18 protein-coding genes and 1 tRNA gene are annotated in these 24,330 nt (G+C 42.5%); 1 reads left to right on the top strand and 18 read right to left on the bottom strand.

Annotated features, from left to right (window positions below):
• Positions 1–99: 99 nt before the first annotated feature.
• From PESP_RS01390 to deoC, 18 genes are all read right to left on the bottom strand, one after another.
• Positions 100–2,433: a fatty acid cis/trans isomerase gene (locus PESP_RS01390; protein WP_089346437.1), complete on the bottom strand. Its 2,334-nt coding sequence runs from the start codon at positions 2,431–2,433 to the stop codon at positions 100–102.
• Positions 2,430–2,795, bottom strand: a complete 366-nt coding sequence (locus PESP_RS01385; protein ID WP_089349068.1) for a hypothetical protein — start codon at positions 2,793–2,795, stop codon at positions 2,430–2,432. Before PESP_RS01385 ends, PESP_RS01390 begins: the two co-directional genes overlap by 4 nt.
• A gap of 120 nt (positions 2,796–2,915) precedes the next feature.
• A complete protein-coding gene (locus tag PESP_RS01380) occupies positions 2,916–3,716 on the bottom strand; it encodes a VOC family protein (RefSeq protein ID WP_089346436.1) in 801 nt (266 codons plus the stop codon).
• 323 nt (positions 3,717–4,039) lie between these two features.
• On the bottom strand, positions 4,040–5,224 hold the full coding sequence (gene tuf, locus PESP_RS01375) for an elongation factor Tu (RefSeq protein ID WP_004589660.1): 1,185 nt from the start codon (positions 5,222–5,224) through the stop codon (positions 4,040–4,042).
• Positions 5,225–5,286: 62 nt separating this feature from the next.
• Positions 5,287–7,401, bottom strand: coding sequence for an elongation factor G (gene fusA / locus PESP_RS01370; RefSeq protein WP_089346435.1), 2,115 nt, complete (start codon positions 7,399–7,401; stop codon positions 5,287–5,289).
• Positions 7,402–7,428: 27 nt separating this feature from the next.
• Positions 7,429–7,899: a 30S ribosomal protein S7 gene (gene rpsG, locus PESP_RS01365; RefSeq protein WP_010392135.1), complete on the bottom strand. Its 471-nt coding sequence runs from the start codon at positions 7,897–7,899 to the stop codon at positions 7,429–7,431.
• Between the two features lie 97 nt (positions 7,900–7,996).
• Positions 7,997–8,371, bottom strand: coding sequence for a 30S ribosomal protein S12 (rpsL, locus tag PESP_RS01360; protein ID WP_002958885.1), 375 nt, complete (start codon positions 8,369–8,371; stop codon positions 7,997–7,999).
• Between the two features lie 193 nt (positions 8,372–8,564).
• Positions 8,565–12,737, bottom strand: coding sequence for a DNA-directed RNA polymerase subunit beta' (gene rpoC, locus PESP_RS01355; RefSeq protein WP_089346434.1), 4,173 nt, complete (start codon positions 12,735–12,737; stop codon positions 8,565–8,567).
• A gap of 104 nt (positions 12,738–12,841) precedes the next feature.
• Positions 12,842–16,867, bottom strand: a complete 4,026-nt coding sequence (gene rpoB / locus PESP_RS01350; protein WP_089346433.1) for a DNA-directed RNA polymerase subunit beta — start codon at positions 16,865–16,867, stop codon at positions 12,842–12,844.
• 272 nt (positions 16,868–17,139) lie between these two features.
• Positions 17,140–17,502 (bottom strand): 50S ribosomal protein L7/L12, encoded by a 363-nt coding sequence (gene rplL / locus PESP_RS01345; RefSeq protein WP_089346432.1) that lies wholly within the window; start codon positions 17,500–17,502, stop codon positions 17,140–17,142.
• Positions 17,503–17,578: 76 nt separating this feature from the next.
• Positions 17,579–18,073 carry a 50S ribosomal protein L10 gene (gene rplJ / locus PESP_RS01340; RefSeq protein ID WP_089346431.1) on the bottom strand — a complete coding sequence of 165 codons (495 nt, stop codon included), beginning with the start codon at positions 18,071–18,073 and terminating at the stop codon, positions 17,579–17,581.
• Between the two features lie 323 nt (positions 18,074–18,396).
• Positions 18,397–19,101, bottom strand: a complete 705-nt coding sequence (rplA, locus tag PESP_RS01335; protein WP_089346430.1) for a 50S ribosomal protein L1 — start codon at positions 19,099–19,101, stop codon at positions 18,397–18,399.
• 3 nt (positions 19,102–19,104) lie between these two features.
• Positions 19,105–19,533, bottom strand: coding sequence for a 50S ribosomal protein L11 (gene rplK / locus PESP_RS01330; protein WP_004588205.1), 429 nt, complete (start codon positions 19,531–19,533; stop codon positions 19,105–19,107).
• Between the two features lie 213 nt (positions 19,534–19,746).
• On the bottom strand, positions 19,747–20,304 hold the full coding sequence (gene nusG / locus PESP_RS01325; protein ID WP_024032045.1) for a transcription termination/antitermination protein NusG: 558 nt from the start codon (positions 20,302–20,304) through the stop codon (positions 19,747–19,749).
• A gap of 4 nt (positions 20,305–20,308) precedes the next feature.
• The gene (gene secE, locus PESP_RS01320) at positions 20,309–20,686 is read right to left on the bottom strand and encodes a preprotein translocase subunit SecE (RefSeq protein ID WP_004588203.1); all 378 of its coding nucleotides are present in this window, start codon (positions 20,684–20,686) and stop codon (positions 20,309–20,311) included.
• A 132-nt stretch (positions 20,687–20,818) separates the two neighbouring features.
• Positions 20,819–20,895: transfer RNA gene (locus tag PESP_RS01315), tRNA-Trp, on the bottom strand.
• Between the two features lie 106 nt (positions 20,896–21,001).
• The gene (locus tag PESP_RS01310) at positions 21,002–21,850 is read right to left on the bottom strand and encodes an SPFH domain-containing protein (RefSeq protein ID WP_164504399.1); all 849 of its coding nucleotides are present in this window, start codon (positions 21,848–21,850) and stop codon (positions 21,002–21,004) included.
• 13 nt (positions 21,851–21,863) lie between these two features.
• Positions 21,864–22,607, bottom strand: a complete 744-nt coding sequence (gene deoC / locus PESP_RS01305) for a deoxyribose-phosphate aldolase (protein ID WP_089346429.1) — start codon at positions 22,605–22,607, stop codon at positions 21,864–21,866.
• Between the two features lie 281 nt (positions 22,608–22,888).
• On the opposite strand from deoC, the gene cysG reads away from it, so the two are divergent.
• Complete coding sequence (cysG, locus tag PESP_RS01300; protein WP_089346428.1) at positions 22,889–24,316, top strand: siroheme synthase CysG; 1,428 nt, start codon at positions 22,889–22,891, stop codon at positions 24,314–24,316.
• The last annotated feature ends 14 nt before the right edge of the window (positions 24,317–24,330 follow it).

The raw sequence follows: 24,330 nt of genomic DNA, 5'->3' as shown, positions 1-24,330 counted from the left end.
AGTAATTATATAAATAAAAAGCCCAGTAAAATTACTGGGCTAAATGTATTACAAAGGCGCGTTAGCCTAAATTTGGTTACGCTAAGTATGCCTAATCGTTTAGCGGTTTTCTAAGCGGTTGTAATCAAACATACCAAACTCTACGCCTCGGTACTCTTTAGCAACTTGGTGCATTATATCGCTGTATTTCCAAAACTCAGGGTGCGAGCGACGAATACCAAACTTAACTTTTAGGGCACTGTAATCGGCTTCAATTTGCATCATTGGCAACAACTGCGCAAACTCACTCACTTCATTTGAGTTATTTAAATACCAAATAGCAGCTGGGTAATCGCCAATAAAGCCAGGCACTATTGTGGCTGTATCTTCATCGTAAGCGCGTTGGCCGTCTTCATTTAGTAAGCTCGAGATATTGTAATGTGCATTGTGATGAATAACCGTATAAGCCTTATGTGAGTCATCATCCTGTTTCACTAAAATGTATGACAGCTGCGGCAATAAGTTTATTGCTTTAGCAGGCATATCATTTAACGCATTTAATGGTTTTGGTACTTGAGTGTAATCGTAATGGTCACTAAGTACTGGTGCTAAGGTTTGCTTAACTAAACCATATAGTTCGTGTTGTGGATCATCAGTTTTATACTCAATACCACTTGGCTGACTAAAATCTCGGTTATTTTTAAAGAACTTAGATAAACTTGGCGGCGACTTTCTGTACCAACTTTTTTTAATTTGATGGCGTTTAGACTCAGGTAATAACGCTAAAAAGTTTTGCTCACCCTCTAAGCGTAAAAAGTCCATGTATAAGCGCGTTATCAGTTGATGGCCAATATTTCCGTATACATCAAAGCCAGCTACAAGTAAGTAGTGAATTCGCTCAAATAAAGCGTAATCAAGCACCCACATTGTTTTAGGCTCTTGCCCTATAAAGCCTTTAACTACGGTGGCACTATCAAAGTGGCGGAAAATAGTAAGCGCAGCGTTCTTATTGTGCCCTTCGCCTTTCCATAATAGGTCGGTAGTTAAATGCTCACCGTTTTTAAACATATCGTTAGCAAGCTCAACTTTAGCTTGTAAATACTTTTTCTCACGCACTGAGTATTTAACCCAGCTAGAGATTGGCAATGCGTTACTCTCTTCGGCTGCCGGTAGCTCAAGTGCGTCTTCATGCTGTAACAGCATGTCTTCAACAGCTGGCGTTGCTACTTTTTCAGGGTCCGCAAAGGCAACCCAAAAATGGTCATTAATTACATTAAGCGCAATTTGACCTCGACACACAGGGCCTTTAATAAAGCCCATTATAATTAACTCGGCTTCATCAAGCATAAATTGATATTTAGAGTTAATAGGGATTGCTTCAAACGTTTTGAATGGATTTGAAGCTGCTTCTGCTTGATAACTTGGCATTTTATTTACCGTATAATCAGGCGCAATAAACTGCTCATATAAGCGTGCAAGCTTGCTATCGTCCAACTTAAGCGGTAAATGTGTTTTTGATAAAACAGTTGAACGATCTTGTAATAAACGATAATAAACACGATTCACTTTAGGATCGTCATACGGACGACGCGTATTTATAAGCTGTATTTCTTCACCTGGCGGGGTGCTTGAGCGTACTAATTTAAAAAAGCTTTGCGGATTATCTGGCGTAAAATAAATATGCGCTAAAAACCAATGCTCATAAATATATCTAGCAGCTAGTTGATATTTGAGGCTGTCTTGGTTTAAAAAAGCTTCCCAATTTTTTACCTGTGTTAGCTCAGCTTTAGTCGGCGGTTTTATATGCGCCATTTTACCGCCGTCTTTAAGCCATTTTTGTAAATGGTAAAACTCTTGGCTAGAAACACCCGGTAAGCCATAAGGCATGCCACCATGTGGCTGCTCTGATGCTAATCGGTCAAACTCACCCATAGTAGCGCAGGTTTGTGAACGGCTAAGTGAAAAATCAAATTCATCATCAAGAATTTCATTTTCAGGTAAAGGGGCGCTTTGTTTTAAAACCAGTGAATTAAATAAAACACCGCCGGCTAAATTAGCTTCTGGGCTTTGGTTACGCTCATTTAATACTGGTGTAAAGCCTTTATCGCGCCATTGCTGAGTTGTGGTTGCATCAAATAATAAACGGCTTGGGGTAGTCGCTAACAGCCTAGTACCGTCATAAACCAACTCTTTACTTAAGCCTCGGTCAATTCCTTCAGGAGAAGATAACTTTAGCTGGCAAGGGGCATCGTAACAGCCATGACAAACCACACAGCGTGTATCAAGAACGGGTTTTACTTCTTGTAAAAACTCGGCACCAGCGCCCGAATCATGAGGCACTATACGTTGCTGCGTTTGTTCATCACCAAATAGGTCATTAAAATGCGCATTTCCTAAATAAGCACAACCGCTGAGTATGACAAGTACTAACGCGCTTATGAGAACTTTTTTCATTCTTCATCCTCATCACCTAAATCAAAGGTAGGCATCATATCCATTTGTGGCGACACAAAGGTTCCATGGTTTTGGGTATTCAGTACTGCGCTAAGCAAAGGGCCATGAGTAAGAGTTATTTGGGCATCATGCTCTTGCCCCACTAGCGCCTCAAGCTGGCTATTGTGTAGCGTCAGCGAATAGTCATCGATATTAATAGCAATGCTACTATCTTGAGATGGATTTTGGCATATTTGCGTCAGTAGTTCGTCATCAAGTGCTAATGAAATAGCTAGGTCGGGCTGCTCTAAGTTACGCTCACTAAGCGTTTCATCTAAAATAAATAACGGTAAAGTTAAATTACTATCTTGTTCAAATTCCATTGTGCTCTCTTGCTGACTGACGGTGTAATTACTCGCCATTATAGCAAAAAAGCACACAATTACTGCGTCTAAATATGTATAGCCGCGGTTAAAGTAAACAGCACTGCACTTAATCAATAATTAAGCGTTAAGCTCATCAAGCGCTGGTTCTATTATCGAAAACACACTTCCTTGCGGATCGCATACAACACTAAAACGCCCTACATCTTCAATATCAGTTACAGGTACACAAACCTGTGCCCCAAGATCTACAGCTTTATCCACATAGGAGTCACAACTATCAACAGCAAAGTAAATCATCCAATGAGGGGGAACATCATCAGGCCACTCGTTAGTCATTTCTATCATACCGGCAACTGGTTTATCATCGATTAAAAATAATGTGTAGTCCATCCCATCCATAGGCTTTAACTGACTCTTCCAGCCTAATAGCTCACAATAAAAGTTACTACTAGCAGTAGCATCTCTAGTCGCCATTTCATGCCAGTAAGGTGTTGTTAATTCACCAGGTCGCTTACAACCAATATGCTCATTACCTTGCCACAACGCAACGGTAGCGCCTGCTGTATCTTTAAGCATTAACATGCGCCCTGCATCCATAACATTGTGCGGACCCGCTATAATTTGTGCGCCTAATTCTTTTGCTTTAATTGCACATGCATCCACATCCTCTACAGCAATATAGGTAAGCCAATAACCAGGGAGTTCATCCTTTATTTGTGCTTGTGGCATTTGATACATAGCCGCAATATCATCCCCTTGCTTTTGTAGCATGGTGTAATATTCATCATCGCCAATTGGCTGATCATCGCTCCCCCACCCAAACAATGAAGTATAAAAAGCCTTACCCTCTTTCCAATTACAAGTACACAGTTCAGCCCAGCAAAATACGCCTTGTGGATAGTTATTTTTATTATTCATTGCCCGTTTCCTGTTGTGAATTTAAGCCATTTTTAGCTTAGGCTAATACCCTGTAAGTGTCGATACCTATTCGATGAATAGACATTCCTTACATAATTAAAGATCTTCACACATGACATAAATTGCAGGCATTAAAAAACCCGAGGCTAAGCTCGGGTTGTTTTAGTATTAATTAACTTAAACGTTAACTATTGCTCATTGAACGTTGCTACAAAGCACCTATACCTTAGGTAAGAGCGCCACCTTCATGTAAGCTAAATTTCAGGCATTAAAAAAGGCCACCTAAGTGACCTTTTTCTAATAATTAACTTAAAAGTTAACTATTACTCTACGATAGTTGCTACAACACCAGCACCTACAGTACGGCCACCTTCACGGATAGCGAAACGAAGACCTTCGTCCATCGCGATTGGCGCGATTAGAGTTACTGTCATCTTAACGTTATCACCAGGCATTACCATTTCTACGCCTTCTGGTAACTGTACGTCACCAGTTACGTCAGTTGTACGGAAGTAGAACTGTGGACGGTAACCTTTAAAGAATGGAGTATGACGACCACCTTCATCTTTAGAAAGTACGTATACTTCTGAAGTGAATGTAGTGTGTGGGTTGATTGAACCAGGCTTAGCTAGTACTTGACCACGTTCAACGTCTTCACGCTTAGTACCACGTAGAAGTGCACCAATGTTCTCACCAGCACGACCTTCGTCAAGAAGCTTACGGAACATTTCAACACCAGTACAAGTAGACTTAGTAGTCTCTTTGATACCAACGATTTCAACTTCGTCATTCACGTTGATGATACCAGCTTCAACACGACCAGTTACAACTGTACCACGGCCTTGGATTGAGAAAACATCTTCGATAGGCATGATGAATGGCTTATCGATGTCACGCTCTGGCTCTGGAATGTAAGAATCTAGTGCTTCTGCAAGCTCAACGATCTTGTCTTCCCACTGCTTTTCGCCTTCAAGTGCTTTAAGAGCAGAACCTTGAATTAGTGGTAAGTCATCACCTGGGAAGTCGTACTCAGAAAGAAGTTCACGAACTTCCATTTCTACTAGCTCAAGTAGCTCTTCGTCGTCAACCATGTCACATTTGTTCATGAATACAACGATGTAAGGTACGCCAACCTGACGAGAAAGTAGGATGTGCTCACGAGTTTGTGGCATAGGGCCGTCAGTCGCAGCTACTACTAAGATAGCGCCGTCCATTTGAGCAGCACCAGTGATCATGTTTTTAACATAATCGGCGTGACCAGGACAATCTACGTGTGCGTAGTGACGAGTTGGAGTATCGTACTCAACGTGAGAAGTTGAGATTGTGATACCACGCTCGCGCTCTTCTGGAGCGTTATCGATTGATGCGAAATCTTTAGCAACACCGCCGTATACTTTTGCAAGTACGTTAGTGATTGCTGCAGTTAGTGTAGTTTTACCGTGGTCAACGTGGCCGATTGTACCAACGTTTACGTGCGGTTTTACGCGTTCAAACTTTTCTTTTGCCATCTTAAAAAATTCCTAATTAAGAAATTAAAGCCTGACTCACTATTGAGCCAGACAAGCTAAAATCATATAACAGCGCGAGCTGAAATTATTGTATCTGCAACATTTTTAGAGGCTTCAGCGTACTTCAAAAACTCCATAGAGTAAGAAGCACGGCCCTGTGTTGCAGATCGTAAAGCAGTTGCATAACCAAACATTTCAGAAAGAGGAACTTGCGCATTAACTTGCTTAAGTCCACCTATTGCATCTTCCATGCCTTCGATTATGCCGCGACGACGGTTTAAGTCGCCAACTACATCACCCATGTTTGAGTCAGGAGTGATTACTTCAACCTTCATCATTGGTTCTAAAAGAACAGGGTCAGCTTTAAGCGCCCCGGCTTTCATTGCCATTGAACCTGCTATTTTAAATGCCATTTCATTCGAATCTACATCATGGAATGAACCATCATATAAAGTCGCTTTAACGCCAAGTAATGGGTAGCCAGCCAGTACACCTTGAGACATTTGCTCTTGGAGACCTTTATCTACCGCAGGGATAAATTCTTTAGGAACCGAACCACCTACAGTTTCGTTAACGAACTCGTAAATTGGTGCTTCATCATCCGAAATATCCATCGGTTCAAGTTTAACCCAGACGTGACCATATTGACCACGACCACCTGATTGACGTACAAACTTCCCTTCAACTTCAACAGTTGAACGAATAGCTTCTCGGTATGCAACCTGCGGCTTACCAACGTTACATTCAACACTGAATTCACGTTTCATACGGTCGACAATGATATCTAGGTGAAGTTCACCCATACCAGAGATTATAGTCTGGCCTGATTCTTCGTCAGTTTGTACACGAAAAGAAGGATCTTCTGCCGCTAGTTTACCTAACGCGATACCCATCTTATCTTGGTCAGCGATTGTGCGAGGCTCAACCGCAACAGAGATAACTGGTTCTGGGAATTCCATACGCTCAAGCGTAATTATAGAATTCGGATCACACAGTGTTTCACCTGTTGTTACGTCTTTAAGACCAATAGCTGCCGCAATATCGCCTGCGTAAACTTCTTTGATCTCTTCACGTGAGTTTGAATGCATCTGTACGATACGACCAAATCGCTCACGCTTACTTTTAACTGGGTTATAAACCGCGTCACCCTGTTTAACAGTACCAGAGTAAACGCGGAAAAAGGTTAAAGTGCCAACAAACGGGTCTGTTGCAATCTTAAATGCAAGTGCAGCAAACGGCGCTTTATCATCAGCTGGACGTTCTTCCTCAGTTCCATTTTCTAGGATACCTTGGATTTGTTTCACTTGTGTTGGTGCAGGCATATACTCAACAACGCCATCAAGCACAGCTTGAACACCTTTGTTTTTAAATGCACTACCACACGTAATGGGAACAATTTCGTTCGCTAATGTGCGTTGACGTAAAGCAGATTTAATCTCTGCTTCACTTAACTCTTCACCTTCTAAGTACTTATCCATTAGTTCTTCAGAGGCTTCAGCTGCACTTTCAACTAAATGAGAGTGCCATTCTTCAGCAAGCTCTTGAAGTTCTGCCGGTATTGCCTCATAAGAGAAAGTCATACCCTGGTCCGCTTCGTTCCAGTTAATGGCTTTCATTTTAATAAGGTCAATAACACCTTTAAAGTCGTCTTCAGCGCCAATTGGCAACTGGATTGGAACAGGCGTTGCTCCAAGACGAGATTTCACCTGGCCAACAACCGTTAAGAAGTCAGCGCCCGTGCGATCCATTTTATTTACGAAGATCATTCTTGGAACTTCGTATTTGTTCGCTTGACGCCAAACTGTCTCAGTTTGCGGCTGTACACCTGATGAAGCACAAAGAACAACTACCGCACCATCTAATACGCGTAAAGAACGCTCTACTTCGATAGTGAAATCTACGTGTCCTGGAGTATCAATAATATTGATACGATGGTCGTCAAATTGCGCGTCCATCCCTTTCCAGAAACACGTTGTTGCAGCAGAAGTGATTGTGATACCACGCTCTTGTTCCTGCTCCATCCAATCCATAGTTGCAGCGCCATCATGTACTTCACCGATCTTATGAGAAAGACCCGTGTAGAACAGAACACGTTCTGTTGTGGTGGTTTTACCTGCATCTACGTGAGCTACTATGCCGATATTACGGTAGCGCTCAAGTGGAGTTGTACGTGCCATATGATCCTCTTAAAGGTTAAGGACAGATTACCAACGGTAATGTGCGAATGCTTTATTCGCTTCAGCCATACGGTGAACGTCTTCACGTTTCTTAACCGCAGTGCCTTTGTTGTCAGCAGCGTCAACGATTTCTTGAGCTAAACGTAAGCCCATAGATTTTTCGCCACGCTTACGTGCAGCGTCTACTAACCAACGCATACCTAATGCGTTGCGACGTACTGGACGTACTTCAACTGGTACTTGATAAGTTGAACCACCAACACGGCGAGATTTAACCTCTACCTGTGGGCGGATGTTATCAAGTGCAGTTTCAAAGATTTCTAGGTGCGACTTGCCTGATTTCTCAGCAGCCACGTCTAGCGCACCATAAACAATTTTTTCAGCAGTAGATTTCTTGCCGTCTAACATTACGATGTTAACGAATTTAGCAAGAAGTTCCGATCCGAACTTAGGATCTGGAAGAATTTTACGTTGACCTATTACGCGTCTTCTAGGCATTTTGTATCTCCGGTTTATTCAGGTTTGTCCTTTTGGAACAATCACCCAAAACAATAATTAATAATATTTAGTGCTTGGCCTTACTAACGGAAAACAATTAGCCTTTAGGGCGTTTTGCACCGTATTTAGAACGAGCTTGACGACGGTCGCTAACGCCTGCACAGTCAAGTGCACCGCGTACAGTGTGAAAACGCACACCTGGTAAATCTTTAACACGACCACCACGGATTAGGATTACACTGTGCTCTTGAAGGTTATGACCTTCACCACCGATGTATGAAGTTACTTCGAAACCGTTAGTTAAACGTACACGAGCTACTTTACGTAACGCTGAGTTTGGTTTCTTAGGTGTAGTTGTATATACGCGAGTACATACACCACGCTTTTGCGGACACGCTTTAAGCGCAGCTGAGTTACTTTTAGTAACCTTGCTACGACGTGGCTTACGCACTAGCTGGTTAATAGTTGCCATTTAAATAGCTCCTGAAATTAAAATTACTACTGAAAAAAATAAAAAAATCCGCCCTTTTTACAAGCTTGTAACATACATGCAAGTAAATGGGTGGCGGAATTTTAATGAGCAAAGTTTAACCTGTCAACCTAAACTCATCGTAAGACAGTAGATAACTGCCTTACGATTTATTAATCTGTTGATTAATAAGAGTTTATTGATTTCCAGATAAATCTGCGTTCAGAGCGTCTGTTAATGCTTGAGTTGCCTCTTCTGCACTTACAGTTTGCTCTTCAACAACTTCACCCTGCTTGCGGCGAGCCATACGGTCTTGGTGATACGCAAAGCCAGTACCGGCTGGGATCAAACGACCCACGATTACGTTTTCTTTCAGACCACGAAGCTCATCGCTCTTACCATTCACAGCTGCATCTGTAAGAACACGTGTTGTTTCTTGGAAAGACGCTGCCGAGATGAAAGATTCTGTTGCTAGTGATGCTTTCGTGATACCCATAAGTTGTATTTCAAACTTAGCTGGGATTTTACCTTGTTTTTCAAGGTCACGATTAGCGATATTAACGCGAGCTACTTCAATTTGCTCACCCGCTAAGAACTCAGTATCACCGCCGTCAAGAATGGTACATTTACGTAGCATTTGACGAATAATAGTTTCAATGTGCTTATCATTGATCTTAACGCCCTGCAAACGGTAAACCTCTTGCACTTCGTTAACAATGTAGTTAGCAACATGAGTCACACCACGTAGGCGTAAGATGTCATGTGGTGATTCAGGACCATCGGCGATAACTTCACCTTTAGACACTTGCTCACCTTCAAACACGTTAAGTTGACGCCACTTAGGAATCATTTCTTCGTAATGATCGCCTTCAGCTGGAGTAATAACTAAACGCTTCTTACCTTTAGTCTCTTTACCGAAGCTAATAGTACCTGTGATTTCAGCTAAGATAGCTGGATCTTTTGGCTTACGTGCTTCAAATAAGTCGGCTACGCGTGGTAGACCACCCGTGATATCACGAGTTTTCGAACCTTCTTGCGGAATACGTGCTAGTACGTCACCTGGGTTTGCTGTAACGCCATCTGTAACTTCAATCGTAGTGAATGAAGGCAGACGTGTTTCTTGCAAGCCGCGCTCTTCACTTTCGATGATAAGCTTAGGCTCTTTAGCATTTACTTTAGCAAGGTCTTTAACAACTACGCGGGTTAAACCGGTTAGTTCGTCAGTTTGTGCTTCTGTATTTGAATCATCGATGTCGCTGAACGAGATCTTTGATTTATGCTCAAGAACGATTGGGTGACTATGCGGGTCCCAAGTAGCAACAATATCGTTACCTTGAACTTCTGCATTGTCTTGCACTGTTAATACCGCACCGTAAGGTACTTTATAACGCTCTTTTTCACGACCGAAGCTATCAATGATAGTGATTTCAGTTGAACGTGAAGTAATTACAATCTTACCGTCGGTATTAAGTACATACTTAGCGTTATGTAATTTTAAAGTACCGTCAGTTTTAACTTGTACGTTGTTTTCAGCTGATGCTCTTGATGCCGCACCACCGATATGGAACGTACGCATCGTAAGCTGTGTACCCGGCTCACCGATTGACTGTGCCGCGATAACACCTACTGATTCACCTGCGTTGATGATATGACCACGTGCAAGGTCACGACCATAACACTTAGCACATACACCAAAATCGTTATCACATGTGATAACAGAACGTACGCGAACTTCATCTACTGAGTGCTCTTCTAAAAGGTCACACAGTTTTTCATCAAGCATGATGTTACGTTCAACTAATACAGTATTAGTATTAGGGATAACAACAGGCTCAGCTACAACACGACCTAGTACACGTTCACGAAGTGCTTCTACAACGTCACCACCTTCAATAAGCGGTTTCATTGTTAAGCCATCTTCTGTGCCACAGTCGTCTTCGTTGATTACCAAATCTTGTGCAACGTCTACTAGACGACGCGTTAGGTAACCTGAGTTAGCTGTTTTAAGTGCTGTATCGGCAAGACCTTTACGCGCACCGTGCGTTGAGATGAAGTACTGAAGTACGTTTAGACCTTCACGGAAGTTAGCCGTGATTGGCGTCTCGATGATTGAACCATCTGGACGTGCCATTAGACCACGCATACCTGCTAGCTGACGGATCTGAGCGGCACTACCACGAGCACCTGAGTCGGCCATCATAAACACTGAGTTAAATGACGGTTGCTCTTCTTCTTCACCTTTAGCATTGATAACCGTGTCTTTTGACAAGTTGGCCATCATTTCACGTGATAAGTTTTCATTTACACGTGACCAGATATCGATAACTTTATTGTACTTTTCGCCAGCCGTTACAAGACCTGATTGGAATTGTTGGTTGATTTCAGTAACTTCAGCTTCAGCTGATTCAATTATTGATGCTTTAACTGGCGGGATAACTAAGTCATCGATACCAATTGAAACACCTGACTTCATTGCGTAGTGGAAACCGGTGTACATAACTTGGTCAGCAAACACAACTGTGTCTTTAAGACCTAGACGACGGTAACACTCGTTTAATAAGCCAGAAATCTGCTTTTTACCTAATGCTTGGTTGATTGACTCAAACGGCATGCCTTTAGGTAAAATTAGAGACAGAATTGCACGACCAACAGTAGTATCGATAAGCGTAATAGTATCTTCTACTTCGCCTACTTCATTTTTAACTGATTGGCTAATACGAACTTTTACGCGAGCGTGAAGTTCTGCATTACCACTACGGTATGCTTTTTCTGCTTCTTTAGGATCTTTAAATACAATGCCTTCGCCTTTCGCATTAATGCGATCGCGCGTCATGTAGTAAAGACCTAATACAACATCCTGTGAAGGAACGATGATTGGCTCACCATTCTCAGGAGATAGAATGTTGTTAGTAGACATCATTAGTGCACGAGCTTCTAACTGAGCTTCAAGCGTTAACGGTACGTGTACCGCCATTTGGTCACCATCGAAGTCGGCGTTGTAAGCCGCACATACTAATGGGTGTAAATGGATTGCTTTACCTTCAATTAGTACAGGTTCGAACGCTTGGATACCTAAACGGTGAAGTGTAGGTGCACGGTTAAGTAATACTGGATGTTCACGAATTACTTCGTCTAGTACATCCCATACTTCCGCTACTTCGCGCTCTACCATTTTCTTAGCAGCTTTGATTGTCGTAGCCATGCCACGACGCTCTAATTTGCCATAGATAAATGGTTTGAATAGCTCAAGTGCCATCTTCTTAGGAAGACCACATTGGTGAAGCTTAAGTGTAGGACCAACAGTGATTACAGAACGACCAGAGTAATCTACACGCTTACCAAGTAAGTTCTGACGGAAACGACCTTGCTTACCCTTGATCATATCAGCAAGAGATTTAAGCGGACGCTTGTTAGAACCTGTAATTGCACGACCACGACGACCGTTATCAAGTAGCGCATCAACCGCTTCTTGTAACATACGTTTTTCGTTGCGTACAATAATGTCTGGAGCTGCTAAATCTAATAGACGCTTAAGACGGTTATTACGGTTAATAACACGACGGTAAAGGTCGTTTAGATCAGATGTCGCAAAACGACCACCGTCTAGTGGTACTAATGGACGTAGATCTGGTGGCAATACTGGAAGTACTGTCATGATCATCCACTCAGGGTTATTACCTGATTGGTGGAACGATTCCATTAACTTAAGACGTTTAGTAATCTTTTTACGCTTAGTTTCAGAGTTAATTGTAGGTAACTCTTCACGCATCTCAGCAATTAGTTGGCCAAGATCAAGTTCACGAAGCAAGTCTAATACTGCTTCTGCACCCATCTTAGCTTCAAACTCATCACCGTGCTCTTCTAGTGCATCTAGGTATTCTTCTTCACCTAATAGCTGACCACGCTCAAGCGTTGTCATACCAGGCTCAGTTACTACGAATGATTCGAAGTAAAGAACACGTTCAATATCACGAAGCGTCATATCAAGCATTAAGCCAATACGTGACGGTAATGATTTTAAAAACCATATATGTGCTACTGGGCTCGCAAGGTCGATATGACCCATACGATCACGACGCACTTTAGTAAGTGTAACTTCAACGCCACACTTCTCACAGATCACACCACGGTGTTTAAGGCGTTTATATTTACCACATAAACACTCATAATCTTTCACTGGGCCGAAAATACGGGCACAGAATAAGCCATCGCGCTCAGGCTTGAAAGTACGGTAGTTAATAGTCTCAGGTTTCTTTACTTCACCGTATGACCATGAACGAACCATGTCTGGTGAAGCAAGACCAATGCGAATTGCATCGAATTCTTCGGTCTTATTTTGTTGCTTCAGAAACTTAAGTAAGTCTTTCACCTTAGCTCTCCTGTCGGAGTTAATCTTGAGGACGGATAATCTCGTCCCTACATTCTATTCAGCCGTAACAGATGCTGCAGGGTTAACTGCAGCATCTAATTGGCTTAATTTTCTTCCAACTCGATGTTGATACCCAGTGAGCGGATTTCTTTCAACAATACGTTGAACGATTCTGGCATACCTGGTTCCATTTTATGGTTACCATCAACGATGTTTTTATACATCTTAGTACGACCGTTCACGTCATCCGATTTCACTGTTAGCATTTCTTGTAGAGTGTAAGCAGCACCGTAAGCTTCAAGTGCCCATACTTCCATCTCACCAAAACGCTGGCCACCGAACTGTGCTTTACCACCCAGCGGCTGCTGAGTAACAAGGCTGTAAGAACCAGTAGAACGTGCGTGCATCTTATCGTCAACCAAGTGGTTAAGTTTAAGCATGTACATGTAACCAACGGTTACTTGACGTTCAAACTGATCGCCAGTACGGCCATCATAGAGTGTAACCTGACCACTTCTTGGGTATCCACCAAGCTCTAGCATGTCTTTGATTTCGTCTTCTTTAGCGCCATCAAATGCAGGAGTAGCGATTGGTAAACCACCTTTTAAGTTATCAGCTAAACGACGAATTTCATCATCAGAGAAGCTAGCAATATCTACTTCTTGACGAGATTCACCGATTTCGTAAGCTTGCTTGATGAATTCACGTAGCTCATGCAGCTCACGTTGTTCCTTCATCATTTCCTCTAAGCGCTCACCAATACCACGTGCAGCTAGACCCATATGTGTTTCAAGGATCTGACCGATGTTCATTCGTGATGGTACACCTAGTGGATTTAGTACGATATCTACCGTACGACCTTTATCATCGTATGGCATATCTTCTACTGGTACGATAGTCGAGATAACACCTTTGTTACCGTGACGACCCGCCATTTTATCACCCGGTTGGATACGACGTTTAACAGCTAGGTATACTTTAACAATCTTAAGTACGCCTGGTGCTAAGTCATCACCTTGAGTAATTTTACGACGTTTGTTTTCAAACTTCTTATCGTATTCAGCTTTAAGCTCATCGTACTGTGCAGCTAGTTGCTCAAGTTCAGCTTGCTTATCTTCTTGTGCAAGACTTTGAGTAAGTAGCTTTTCAGCATTTAGTGACGTTAAGTTGTCTTCATCGAAGCCTGCAGCTACAAGTAACTTGCGCGCACGGTCTAATACACCCGCTTCTAGAATACGGAACTCTTCGTTGAAGTCTTTCTTCGCTTCGCGAAGCTGCATGTCTTCAACTTCTAACGCGCGCTTATCTTTTTCAACACCATCACGGGTGAAAACTTGCACGTCAATTACAGTACCAGTTACAGAGTTTGGTACACGTAAAGAGCTGTCTTTAACGTCAGACGCTTTTTCGCCGAAGATAGCACGCAGTAGCTTCTCTTCAGGTGTTAATTGCGTCTCGCCTTTCGGAGTCACTTTACCTACTAGGATATCGCCGCCTTTAACTTCAGCACCAATATAAACAACGCCTGATTCATCAAGCTTGCCTAGTGCAGACTCACCCACATTCGGGATATCTGCAGTGATCTCTTCAGGACCTAATTTAGTATCACGGGCAACACACTGTAGTTCTTGAATGTGGATAGTCGTTAGACGATCTTCTTCAACTACGCGCTCTGATAGTAAGATTGAATCCTCGAAGTTGTAACCGTTCCATGGCATGAATGCCACGCGAAGGTTTTGACCAAGGGCTAAGTCACCTAAGTCAGTCGAAGGACCATCTGCTAACACGTCACCACGAGTAACCGGTTCGCCAACCATACAAGTTGGTTTTTGGTTAATACATGTATTTTGGTTAGAACGTGTGTATTTAGTAAGGTTGTAAATGTCGATGCCCGCTTCACCAGGAATACGCTCATCGTCATGTACGTTTACAACGATGCGACTCGCATCGGCGTACATTACTTCACCACCACGTTTAGCAACAATCGTTACACCAGAATCTTTCGCTAGTGTTAACTCAATACCTGTACCTACTAACGGCTTATCCGCTTTCAATGTTGGTACTGCTTGACGTTGCATGTTTGACCCCATCAATGCACGGTTAGCATCATCGTGTTCTAGGAACGGGATAAGTGCTGCCGCTACAGAGATCACCTGTTGTGGTGATACATCCATATATTGCTGGTCCATGCGACCCATAAAGGTAGATTCACCTTTGTGACGACACGGAATAAGTTCATCAACAAACTCATTGGTTTCAGTTAAGTTTGAGTTCGCTTGTGCGATAACAAACTGACCTTCTTCAATGGCTGATAAATAATCAACTTCATCAGTAACTACACCATCTACCACTTTACGGTAAGGTGTTTCTAAGAAACCGTAATCATTTGTACGTGCGTACGTAGATAACGAGTTAATTAGACCGATGTTTGGACCCTCAGGAGTCTCGATTGGACATACGCGACCGTAGTGAGTTACGTGAACGTCACGTACTTCAAAGCCTGCACGCTCACGAGTTAGACCGCCCGGACCTAATGCAGAAATACGACGCTTATGCGTTACTTCTGATAGCGGGTTATTTTGGTCCATAAACTGTGATAACTGAGACGAGCCGAAGAACTCTTTAACCGCTGCCGAAATAGGCTTAGCGTTAATAAGATCTTGTGGCATTATCGCGTCAAGGTCACCTAAGCTTAAACGCTCACGTACAGCACGCTCTACACGTACTAGACCAACACGGAATTGGTTCTCAGCCATTTCGCCAACACTACGTATACGACGGTTGCCTAAGTGGTCAATATCATCAACATCGCCTTGACCGTTACGAATAGCAATTAATACTTTCATAACAGACACGATGTCTTCTTTGCTTAATGTGCCAGGGCCTGTGTCTGTATCGTAACCAACACGGCTATTGAACTTCATACGACCTACAGTAGATAAGTCATAACGCTCTTCAGAGAAGAACAAGTTCTCAAATAAGGCTTCAGCCGCGTCTTTCGTCGGTGGCTCGCCTGGGCGCATCATGCGGTAAATTTCTACTAATGCTTCTAAACGGTTGCTAGACGAGTCAATATTTAATGTATTTGACATGTAAGCGCCGCTGTCCACTTCATTGATATATAACGTATCAATTTTAGTGTGACCTGCTTTAACCAATTCAGCCATCAACTCTAGTGATAGCTCGTCATTAGCGTTTGCAATTACTTCACCAGTTGACTCATCAACATAGTTTTTAGCTACAACACGACCAATGATGTACTCATGTGGTACTTCTAATTGACTAATGCCTTTTTTCTCGATGCTCTTGATGTGACGTGCCGTAATACGACGACCCGCTTCAACAAGTACTTCACCGTCTTCGCCTTTGATATCAAAAGCGGCAGTTTCACCACGTAAACGTGAAGGCACAAGTTCCATAAGAACTTTACCGTCAGTTACTTCAAACGCGGTGTTTTCGAAGAACATATCTAGGATTTGTTCGCTAGAGTACTCAAGTGCACGTAAAATGATAGACGCCGGTAATTTACGACGGCGGTCAATACGCACATATAAGTTATCTTTTGCATCAAATTCGAAGTCTAACCATGAACCACGGTAAGGTATAACGCGAGCGTTATATAACACTTTACCCGATGAATGGGTTTTACCGCGGTCGTTATCAAAGAATACACCAGGGCTACGGTGTAGCTGAGAAACGATAACACGCTCTGTACCATTGATTACAAAAGTACCGGTATCAGTCATGAGCGGAATTTCGCCCATGTAAACTTCTTGCTCTTTAATGTCTTTAACTGTGCCTGGAGCTTCTTTGTCCATAACTACAAGACGCAGTTTCACGCGAAGTGGAGCAGAATAAGTCACACCGCGAATTTGACATTCTTTTACATCGAATACTGGCTCACCAATACGATAACTTACGTATTGAAGCTCAGAATTTCCCGAGTAGCTTTTAATAGGGAACACAGAACGGAAGGCAGCTTCCAAACCATGATCGCCATCAGCGTCTGGGACTAAGAATTTTTTAAACGATTCTAACTGCGTCGACAGTAAGAAAGGTATATCCAAAACTTGTGGACGTTTACCAAAATCCTTACGGATACGTTTCTTTTCAGAATAAGAGTAAGCCATGGGGTTCCTCAGCTTGCTGATCTTTGACCCGACCTGTTCTTGTAAGAACAGACTTAACTGGCATCTATGCCAAGATTTACAACATTTAATTGTTGTTCTAATCAACTCCGCCTTACCAACACTAGCAAACTATAAAGCGTTGAAAGTAAAGAGAAAATCAGATTTTATTTGAGCTATAGGAATACATAACTCTATAGCGCAAAAAGGCCGGTGATTAAATAATCACCAGCCCTTGCCTGATTACTCAGGCAGCGAACCTAGCGTCAGCTAGATTACTTAACCTCAACTTCAGCACCAGCTTCAGTAAGGTCTTTTGCAAGTGCTTCAGCTTCTTCTTTAGATACACCTTCTTTGATAGGTGCAGGAGCAGCTTCAACAAGAGCTTTCGCTTCTTTAAGGCCAAGGCCAGTTGCGCTACGTACAGCTTTGATTGCCGCAACCTTGTTAGCGCCAGCGCCAGTAAGGATTACGTCAAATTCTGTTTTCTCTTCAGCAGCTTCAGCAGCAGGACCTGCTACCATAGCAGCTGCAGCAGTTACGCCGAATTTTTCTTCCATTGCTTCAACAAGAGCAACAACGTCCATTACTGACATTTCAGCAATTGCGTCAAGGATTTGGTCTTTAGTTACAGACATTACAAATTTCCTAATAATTAACGGACTCTAGGTCCAAATAAATTTTACACCGAAAGGGAGGTTAAACAGCTTAAAATTAAGCAGCTTGCTCTTCTTTCTGTACACGTACTGCTTCAATTGTTTTACACAATTTGCCAGCAGACGCTTCTTTCATAGCGCTCATTAAGCGTGCAACAGCTTCATCGTATGTAGGTAATGTAGCAAGCATTGCTGCATCTACAACATTTCCTTCAAAAGCGGCCGTTTTAACTTCGAATTTCTCATTCTTTTTCGCGAAATCTGAGAAGATACGCGCAGCAGCACCTGGGTGCTCTGATGAGAAAGCGATTAAGCTTGGACCAACTAACGAATCAGATAGGCATTCAAATTCAGTACCTTCAACAGCACGTTTTGCTAGAGTGTTACGAACAACTTTCATCCATACACCAGCTTCACGAGCTTCTTTACGAAGGGCTGTAATTGCGCCTACTGCTACACCACGAGAATCTGCAACAACTGCAGAAAGAGCACCATTGGCTGCTTCGTTGACTTCAGCAACAATTGCTTTTTTGCCTTGAAGATTTAAAGCCATGGGTGTTACTCCTGGTTTAATGGGTCACCGACACTCGGCTTCCCTGTTTTACTCTTCCCTATCAAAAAACTGATAGAGATGCTTTTTACGGCGAGAGCCAGAAGAGATTAGGAAAAATCTATCTGGGGATTCACACCGTCTACGTAGGTAATATTAAGGCCGAAGCCGCCTACGGTCTTGGACGGAAGCCCAATTTATCGCATCACTCAAGAGTTTAGCGAAATTATGGACTTCAACCCGAATTCTTTACTTGTTAAATAATAAAATTATTCAACAAAATGGCGCAAAATTATAGTACAAATTTCACGCCATGTAAACACCTATTAAGCTACAGTTGTGCTTAAAGTGTTTTGGTCAACAGCAACACCTGCGCCCATTGTTGTAGAGATAGTTACTTTTTTCAAGTAAACACCTTTTGCTTGAGAAGGCTTAGCCTTCTTAAGTGCAACAATTAGAGCTTCAAGGTTTTGTTGAAGTTGCTCAGCAGTGAAATCAACCTTACCGATAGTAGTATGGATGATACCATTTTTGTCATTACGGTAACGTACTTGACCTGCTTTAGCATTTTTAACTGCTTCTGCAACGTTAGGTGTTACAGTACCAGTTTTAGGGTTAGGCATAAGACCACGTGGACCTAAGATTTGACCTAGTTGACCAACAACACGCATAGCGTCTGGTGATGCAACAACAACGTCAAAATCCATCTCGCCTTTCTTAACTAGTTCAGCAAGATCTTCCATGCCTACTAATTCAGCACCGGCTTCTTTTGCAGCTTCTGCATTAGCGCCTTGAGTGAATACAGCAACACGAACGTCACGACCAGTACCGTTAGGTAGTACAGTTGCACCACGAACGTTTTGGTCAGATTTACGAGCATCGATACCAAGGTTAACGGCAACGTCAACACTTTCTACGAATTTAGCTGTCGCTAACTCTTTTAAAAGAGCAACTGCTTCATTGATTTCGTAATCTTTAGTTACTTCCACTTTCTCGCGGATAGTACGCATACGTTTAGTTAATTTAGCCATTTCTTAGTCCTCTACGTTCAAGCCCATCGCACGCGCAGAACCTGCGATAGTGCGAACCGCAGCGTCCATATCAGCCGCTGTAAGGTCAGCTCGTTTTGTCTCAACAATCTCTTCAAGTTGAGCACGAGTTACTGTGCCTACTTTTTCAGTGTTAGGACGGCCTGAGCCTGATTTGATACCAGCAGCTTTCTTAAGTAAGTAAGCAGCAGGTGGCGTTTTCATATCGAACGTAAATGAACGGTCACCGTAAACAGAGATCACTACAGGAACTGGAGCGCCTTTTTCGATAGATTCTGTACGTGCGTTAAACGCTTTACAGAATTCCATGATGTTTACACCGTGTTGACCTAGTGCAGGACCTACTGGAGGACTAGGATTAGCCATACCAGCGGCAACTTGTAGCTTGATTAAAGCTTCAACTTTTTTAGCCATTATAAATACCTCATTTGGTGGGTCTTAGCCTTGTGCGCGCGAGGACGCGTACTCTAACGGCTTCCCAGTTTAAAAATTGGTTTCGTACTTTTTGCCAGCAAAAATAAATTTTTGCCTTAATACAAAAAGGCCGCTGATTATAAGTTAATCAGCGGCCTTTTTCAAGCTTCGTGCCAAAATTTAAATAAATAATGGCGAAGCTTTTTTAATCAATTACTTATCTTGTTCAACTTGACCAAATTCAAGTTCAACCGGCGTAGAACGACCAAAAATAAGTACAGATACTTTTACGCGGCTCTTTTCGTAGTCAACTTCTTCAACCACACCACTAAAGTCTGCAAATGGACCGTCTGTTACGCGAACAACTTCACCTGGCTCAAATAATGTAGCTGGTTTAGGTGCTTCAGCATTTTCTTGTAAACGGTTAAGAATACGTTCTGCTTCTTTAGAGCTAATCGGCGCTGGGCGGTCAGATGTACCACCAATAAAGCCCATAACACGTTCAGTGCTATTTACTAAGTGCCAGCTAGCGTCATTCATATCCATTTGTACTAGTACGTAACCTGGGAAAAATTTACGCTCAGATTTACGCTTTTGACCGGCGCGCATCTCAACAACTTCTTCCGTTGGTACTAATATTTCACCAAAGCTCTCTTCAAGACCTTCAATTTTAATGTGCTCTGATAACGTTTGCGCTACACGCTTTTCGTAACCAGAGAATGCTTGTACAACGTACCAGCGTAATTTAATTTCTTTGTTCTCATCCGACATGGGATCAGATCTCCAATCCAGTTAAAAAGCCTACAGCGCGGAATAAAATGCCATCTAATCCCCAAAGGATAAGCGCCATAATCACTGTTGCAACCATTACGATTAATGTCGTGTGGGTAGTTTCTTGACGCGTTGGCCAAACTACTTTGCGTACTTCAATGCGTGCTTCTTTAGCAAAAGCTAAAAAGTCACGGCCTTTAGCGGTTTGCGAGGCAATACCTAAACCTGCTGCTATTGCAACCACAACGCCAATTGCACGTAGTAATACAGATTGATCTGCAAACATGTGATTACCAACAACTGCGCCTGCAAGTAGCGCGATTGCTACTAACCACTTTACCGACTCCATCGCACTTGATGGTGTTTCTACATTCGTGCTCATAATATTATTACCTTAACTACAGACACAACAACCCTACACAATGGCAGGGTTAATCCATTAAAATCTAAACTTAAAAACAGACTTATTTAAACCGATTTTTAACCCCAGACTTACTCAACTTATGAGTAAAAATGGCAGGGGCGGAGAGATTCGAACTCCCAACCGTCGGTTTTGGAGACCGCTGTTCTACCAATTGGAACTACGCCCCTGCAAAGTGGATGCCTATTATACTTACGCAAATCATTAACACAAGCCTAAAAGATACCCACATTGCAAAATCTCGATAAACAATTAAGTCCTTAATAATAAAAAGGCTTAATTAGCCCCTTTTACTAACGGCACGCCATTATTTCCAACCGGAATATAAACAGTTGTATGATTTGGCGACTCAGCCATTTTAGCTTGTGCATTTATTGCTTCATGCTGCAAATAATTAGCCGTTAGCGTAGCGTTAATAATTTTTTGTGCCTGCGCTATGCCCTTAGCTTCTTCCACTCTTATTTCAGCATCTTTGCGGGCTATTTCTTTTTGCGTTTCTTTTTCTGCTAGTAACTGCTGCGCTGCAAGTTTTTTCTCTACGGCATTTGCCACTATAGCGGGGTAATTAATATCCCCTACTACCACATTTGCTAATTTAAACGGCGTGGTTGATAAGTAGCTTTGTAAACGAAGGCTTACCTCTTTCGCTATTTTTTCGCGGTTGGTTTTAAGCTCACCACTGTCGTACTTTTGCACAATGTCGCGCACATAGGTTCTAAATGTTTCACGCACAAAGCGTTTATACCAATTCTCTGCGCCGTACTCTTCTACTACCGTTTTTACTGAGCCGCTTTGAATTCCTATCACTGCATGAAAATCAAACTGAATATTTAAGTCATCGTTTGCCAGTATTCTAAATTTTTCGGTGTATGTATTAGGCCGCATATCAATGTTTACAACTTCATTGCGAAGTAACGACACACCATAATTTGCAGGGCCTTTCATGGTACCTTGATAACCACCTTCACCAAACACGCGCGGCTTTTCGTATACGTACCCTTCTTCACCCGCTGGCGTACTTGGGTTAGTACACGCAGTTAAGCCAAATCCAACAACACCGACCAAAACAGTACCTTTAACAAGGTTATTGATCAGATTTTGCATCCCTGAATTTCTTGGTTTCATTGTATTTCCTTTATTATTTTTCTAATGCTTTATACACATCACTAAGTAAGCTTGATGCGCCAAACCTAAAGGTGTCAGCCTGTAAGTAGTCATCGCCCATTATTGAACGAGTAAGTGCTAAATACTCCTTTGCATCGGCTATTGTTTTAACACCGCCGGCGGCTTTAAAACCCACCACCTTGCCCGATTGCTTAATAGCACTAAGCATTACTTTTGTGACTTCAAGCGTCGCATTTACAGCCACTTTACCTGTGCTGGTTTTTACAAAGTCAGCTCCGCCTTGAATGGCCAAGTTTGTAGCTTTAGTAATTAGCGCTTCAGTTTTTAGCTCGCCGCTTTCTATAATTACTTTTAATTTCGCCTGTGTGCCGCAAGCTTTTTTGCTTTGCTGTATATATTCAAGCACGGTGTTTTCATCGCCAGCAATAAGTGCTTTATAGGGTATAACTAAATCTATTTCGTCAGCGCCGCGCTCAATTGCAATAAGCGTTTCGTTTATTACGTCGCTAAGCGGTGCATCGCCGGTTGGAAAGTTAGTAACCGTAGCCACTTTAACGTGGTTGAGCTCTCGTGCTGCTAGCGCTATTTTTGCATCGTCTACAAAATCGCTGTAAACACATACCGCCGCTGGCGTGCCTAATTGTGGGTTAATACTCTCTACAAGCTGCTTAATATCGTTTGAGGTATCAGCTGTGTTTAGGCTCGTTAAATCCATAAGTGATACAGCTAAATGAGCGTTATTGTGTTGTTCTGTCATAAATAATCCATTTATTAAGCAATAAATCTAGGTTGCAGCCATAGTAACAAATAAACGCCATCTCGCTATAGCTCATAACCAAACACTATAAGCACCTTATTTTACTTGTAATTGCTCGCAAACCCTTATTAACTAAGTCTTAGGCCAAAAAAGACCACCTATTATAACTTTTAGTTATATCAACTTGGTTTTAATTATTTTTTACTTACTTGTACGCGCTATATTCTGCCCATCAGCTTAATAGCGTTTTATTTTAGATTTTTTCTAGGGGTGTTATCCACGTGCAATATTTACCTATCTTTACCAAACTCGACAACAAACCTGTACTGGTTGTTGGCGGTGGAGAGGTCGCATTACGCAAATGTCGCGCGTTTTTAAAAGCACGTGCAAATGTAACACTTGTAGCACCTTGGTTTTGTGATGAGCTTAAAGAGCATGCGCACAATAACGAAGTCACACTTATTGACGCTTACTTTGACGAGTCGCACCTTGAAGGCAAAATGCTGGTTATAGCAGCCACAGATCGCGATGACGTAAACAACAATGTGTTTGAACTTGCCAATGCGCGCAACGTGTTTGTAAACGTGGTTGATGACCAGCCTAAATGTACGTTTATATTCCCCTCTATTGTTGACCGCGACCCGATAACTATTGCTATATCAAGCGCAGGGACTGCCCCTGTACTTGCGCGCCGTTTACGTGAAAAGCTAGAGACACTTATCCCACAGCATATTGGCCCATTAGCTACTTTAGTTGGCAGCTTTAGAGATAAAGTAAAACAACGTTTTAAACATTTTGCCGACCGCCGCCAATTTTGGGAAGGCGTGTTCGATTCATCAGTCGTGAGCAAAGTACAAACAGGTAATACCGAAGCAGCACAAGCCCAGCTAAGCCAAATGCTCGATGCCAAAGCAGAGCCAGAGGGCGAAGTGTATGTAGTCGGTGCAGGCCCTGGCGACCCTGAGCTTTTAACACTTAAAGCACTGCAATTAATGCAGCAAGCCGATGTTGTTGTATACGACTACTTAGTGTCTGATGAAATTATGGAATTAGTACGCCGTGATGCTGACCTAGTATGTGTAGGCAAACGTTTAGGCGATCACAGTGTAGCCCAAGAAGATACCAACCAAATGCTGGTTGATTTTGCCAAGCAAGGCAAAAAAGTGTGCCGTATTAAAGGCGGTGACCCGTTTATTTACGGCCGCGGCGGTGAAGAAGTACAAGTGCTGGCTGCCAACAACGTAAATTATCAAATAGTGCCAGGTATTACGGCAGCGGCAGGTTGTAGCGCGTATGCAGGTATTCCGCTTACACACCGCGACCACGCCCAGGCTATACAGTTTGTAACAGGGCACTGTAAAAAAGATGGCCAAGAGCTTGATTGGCAATCGCTTGCTAAAGCGCATCAAACCTTAGCTATTTATATGGGCGTTATTAAATCGCCCCATATACAAGCTGAGCTGTTAAAGCATGGCCGCAGCGCAACTACACCGGTTGCCATTATTGAAAACGGCACACGTAAAAATCAGCGTGTGGTTACGGGGCAATTAGGTGAGCTTGCTGATTTAATTGAGCGCAACAGCGTTATTTCACCAGCCTTACTTATTATTGGCGAAGTAGCCGCCCTGCACTCACAGCTAGCTTGGTTTGGCCAAAATGAGCAAACAAGTAGCTTTGCACAGCCGCTAACCGATGTATCAAATACCTAAACATATTTAAATTT

The organism is Pseudoalteromonas espejiana DSM 9414 (genome assembly GCF_002221525.1).
GTDB lineage: Bacteria > Pseudomonadota > Gammaproteobacteria > Enterobacterales > Alteromonadaceae > Pseudoalteromonas > Pseudoalteromonas espejiana.
Note: the sequence above shows the minus strand (reverse complement) of the source record. Positions and strands in the feature narration are given on the sequence as shown.

Bases quoted from the DNA above. Each gene is read 5' to 3' on its own strand.
- PESP_RS01390 (WP_089346437.1), bottom strand. From the start codon at position 2,433: ATGAAAAAAGTTCTCATAAGCGCGTTAGTACTTGTCATACTCAGCGGT.
- PESP_RS01385 (WP_089349068.1), bottom strand. From the start codon at position 2,795: ATGGAATTTGAACAAGATAGTAATTTAACTTTACCGTTATTTATTTTA.
- PESP_RS01380 (WP_089346436.1), bottom strand. From the start codon at position 3,716: ATGAATAATAAAAATAACTATCCACAAGGCGTATTTTGCTGGGCTGAA.
- tuf (WP_004589660.1), bottom strand. From the start codon at position 5,224: ATGGCAAAAGAAAAGTTTGAACGCGTAAAACCGCACGTAAACGTTGGT.
- fusA (WP_089346435.1), bottom strand. From the start codon at position 7,401: ATGGCACGTACAACTCCACTTGAGCGCTACCGTAATATCGGCATAGTA.
- rpsG (WP_010392135.1), bottom strand. From the start codon at position 7,899: ATGCCTAGAAGACGCGTAATAGGTCAACGTAAAATTCTTCCAGATCCT.
- rpsL (WP_002958885.1), bottom strand. From the start codon at position 8,371: ATGGCAACTATTAACCAGCTAGTGCGTAAGCCACGTCGTAGCAAGGTT.
- rpoB (WP_089346433.1), bottom strand. From the start codon at position 16,867: ATGGCTTACTCTTATTCTGAAAAGAAACGTATCCGTAAGGATTTTGGT.
- rplL (WP_089346432.1), bottom strand. From the start codon at position 17,502: ATGTCTGTAACTAAAGACCAAATCCTTGACGCAATTGCTGAAATGTCA.
- rplJ (WP_089346431.1), bottom strand. From the start codon at position 18,073: ATGGCTTTAAATCTTCAAGGCAAAAAAGCAATTGTTGCTGAAGTCAAC.
- rplA (WP_089346430.1), bottom strand. From the start codon at position 19,101: ATGGCTAAATTAACTAAACGTATGCGTACTATCCGCGAGAAAGTGGAA.
- rplK (WP_004588205.1), bottom strand. From the start codon at position 19,533: ATGGCTAAAAAAGTTGAAGCTTTAATCAAGCTACAAGTTGCCGCTGGT.
- nusG (WP_024032045.1), bottom strand. From the start codon at position 20,304: ATGTCGGATGAGAACAAAGAAATTAAATTACGCTGGTACGTTGTACAA.
- secE (WP_004588203.1), bottom strand. From the start codon at position 20,686: ATGAGCACGAATGTAGAAACACCATCAAGTGCGATGGAGTCGGTAAAG.
- PESP_RS01310 (WP_164504399.1), bottom strand. From the start codon at position 21,850: ATGAAACCAAGAAATTCAGGGATGCAAAATCTGATCAATAACCTTGTT.
- deoC (WP_089346429.1), bottom strand. From the start codon at position 22,607: ATGACAGAACAACACAATAACGCTCATTTAGCTGTATCACTTATGGAT.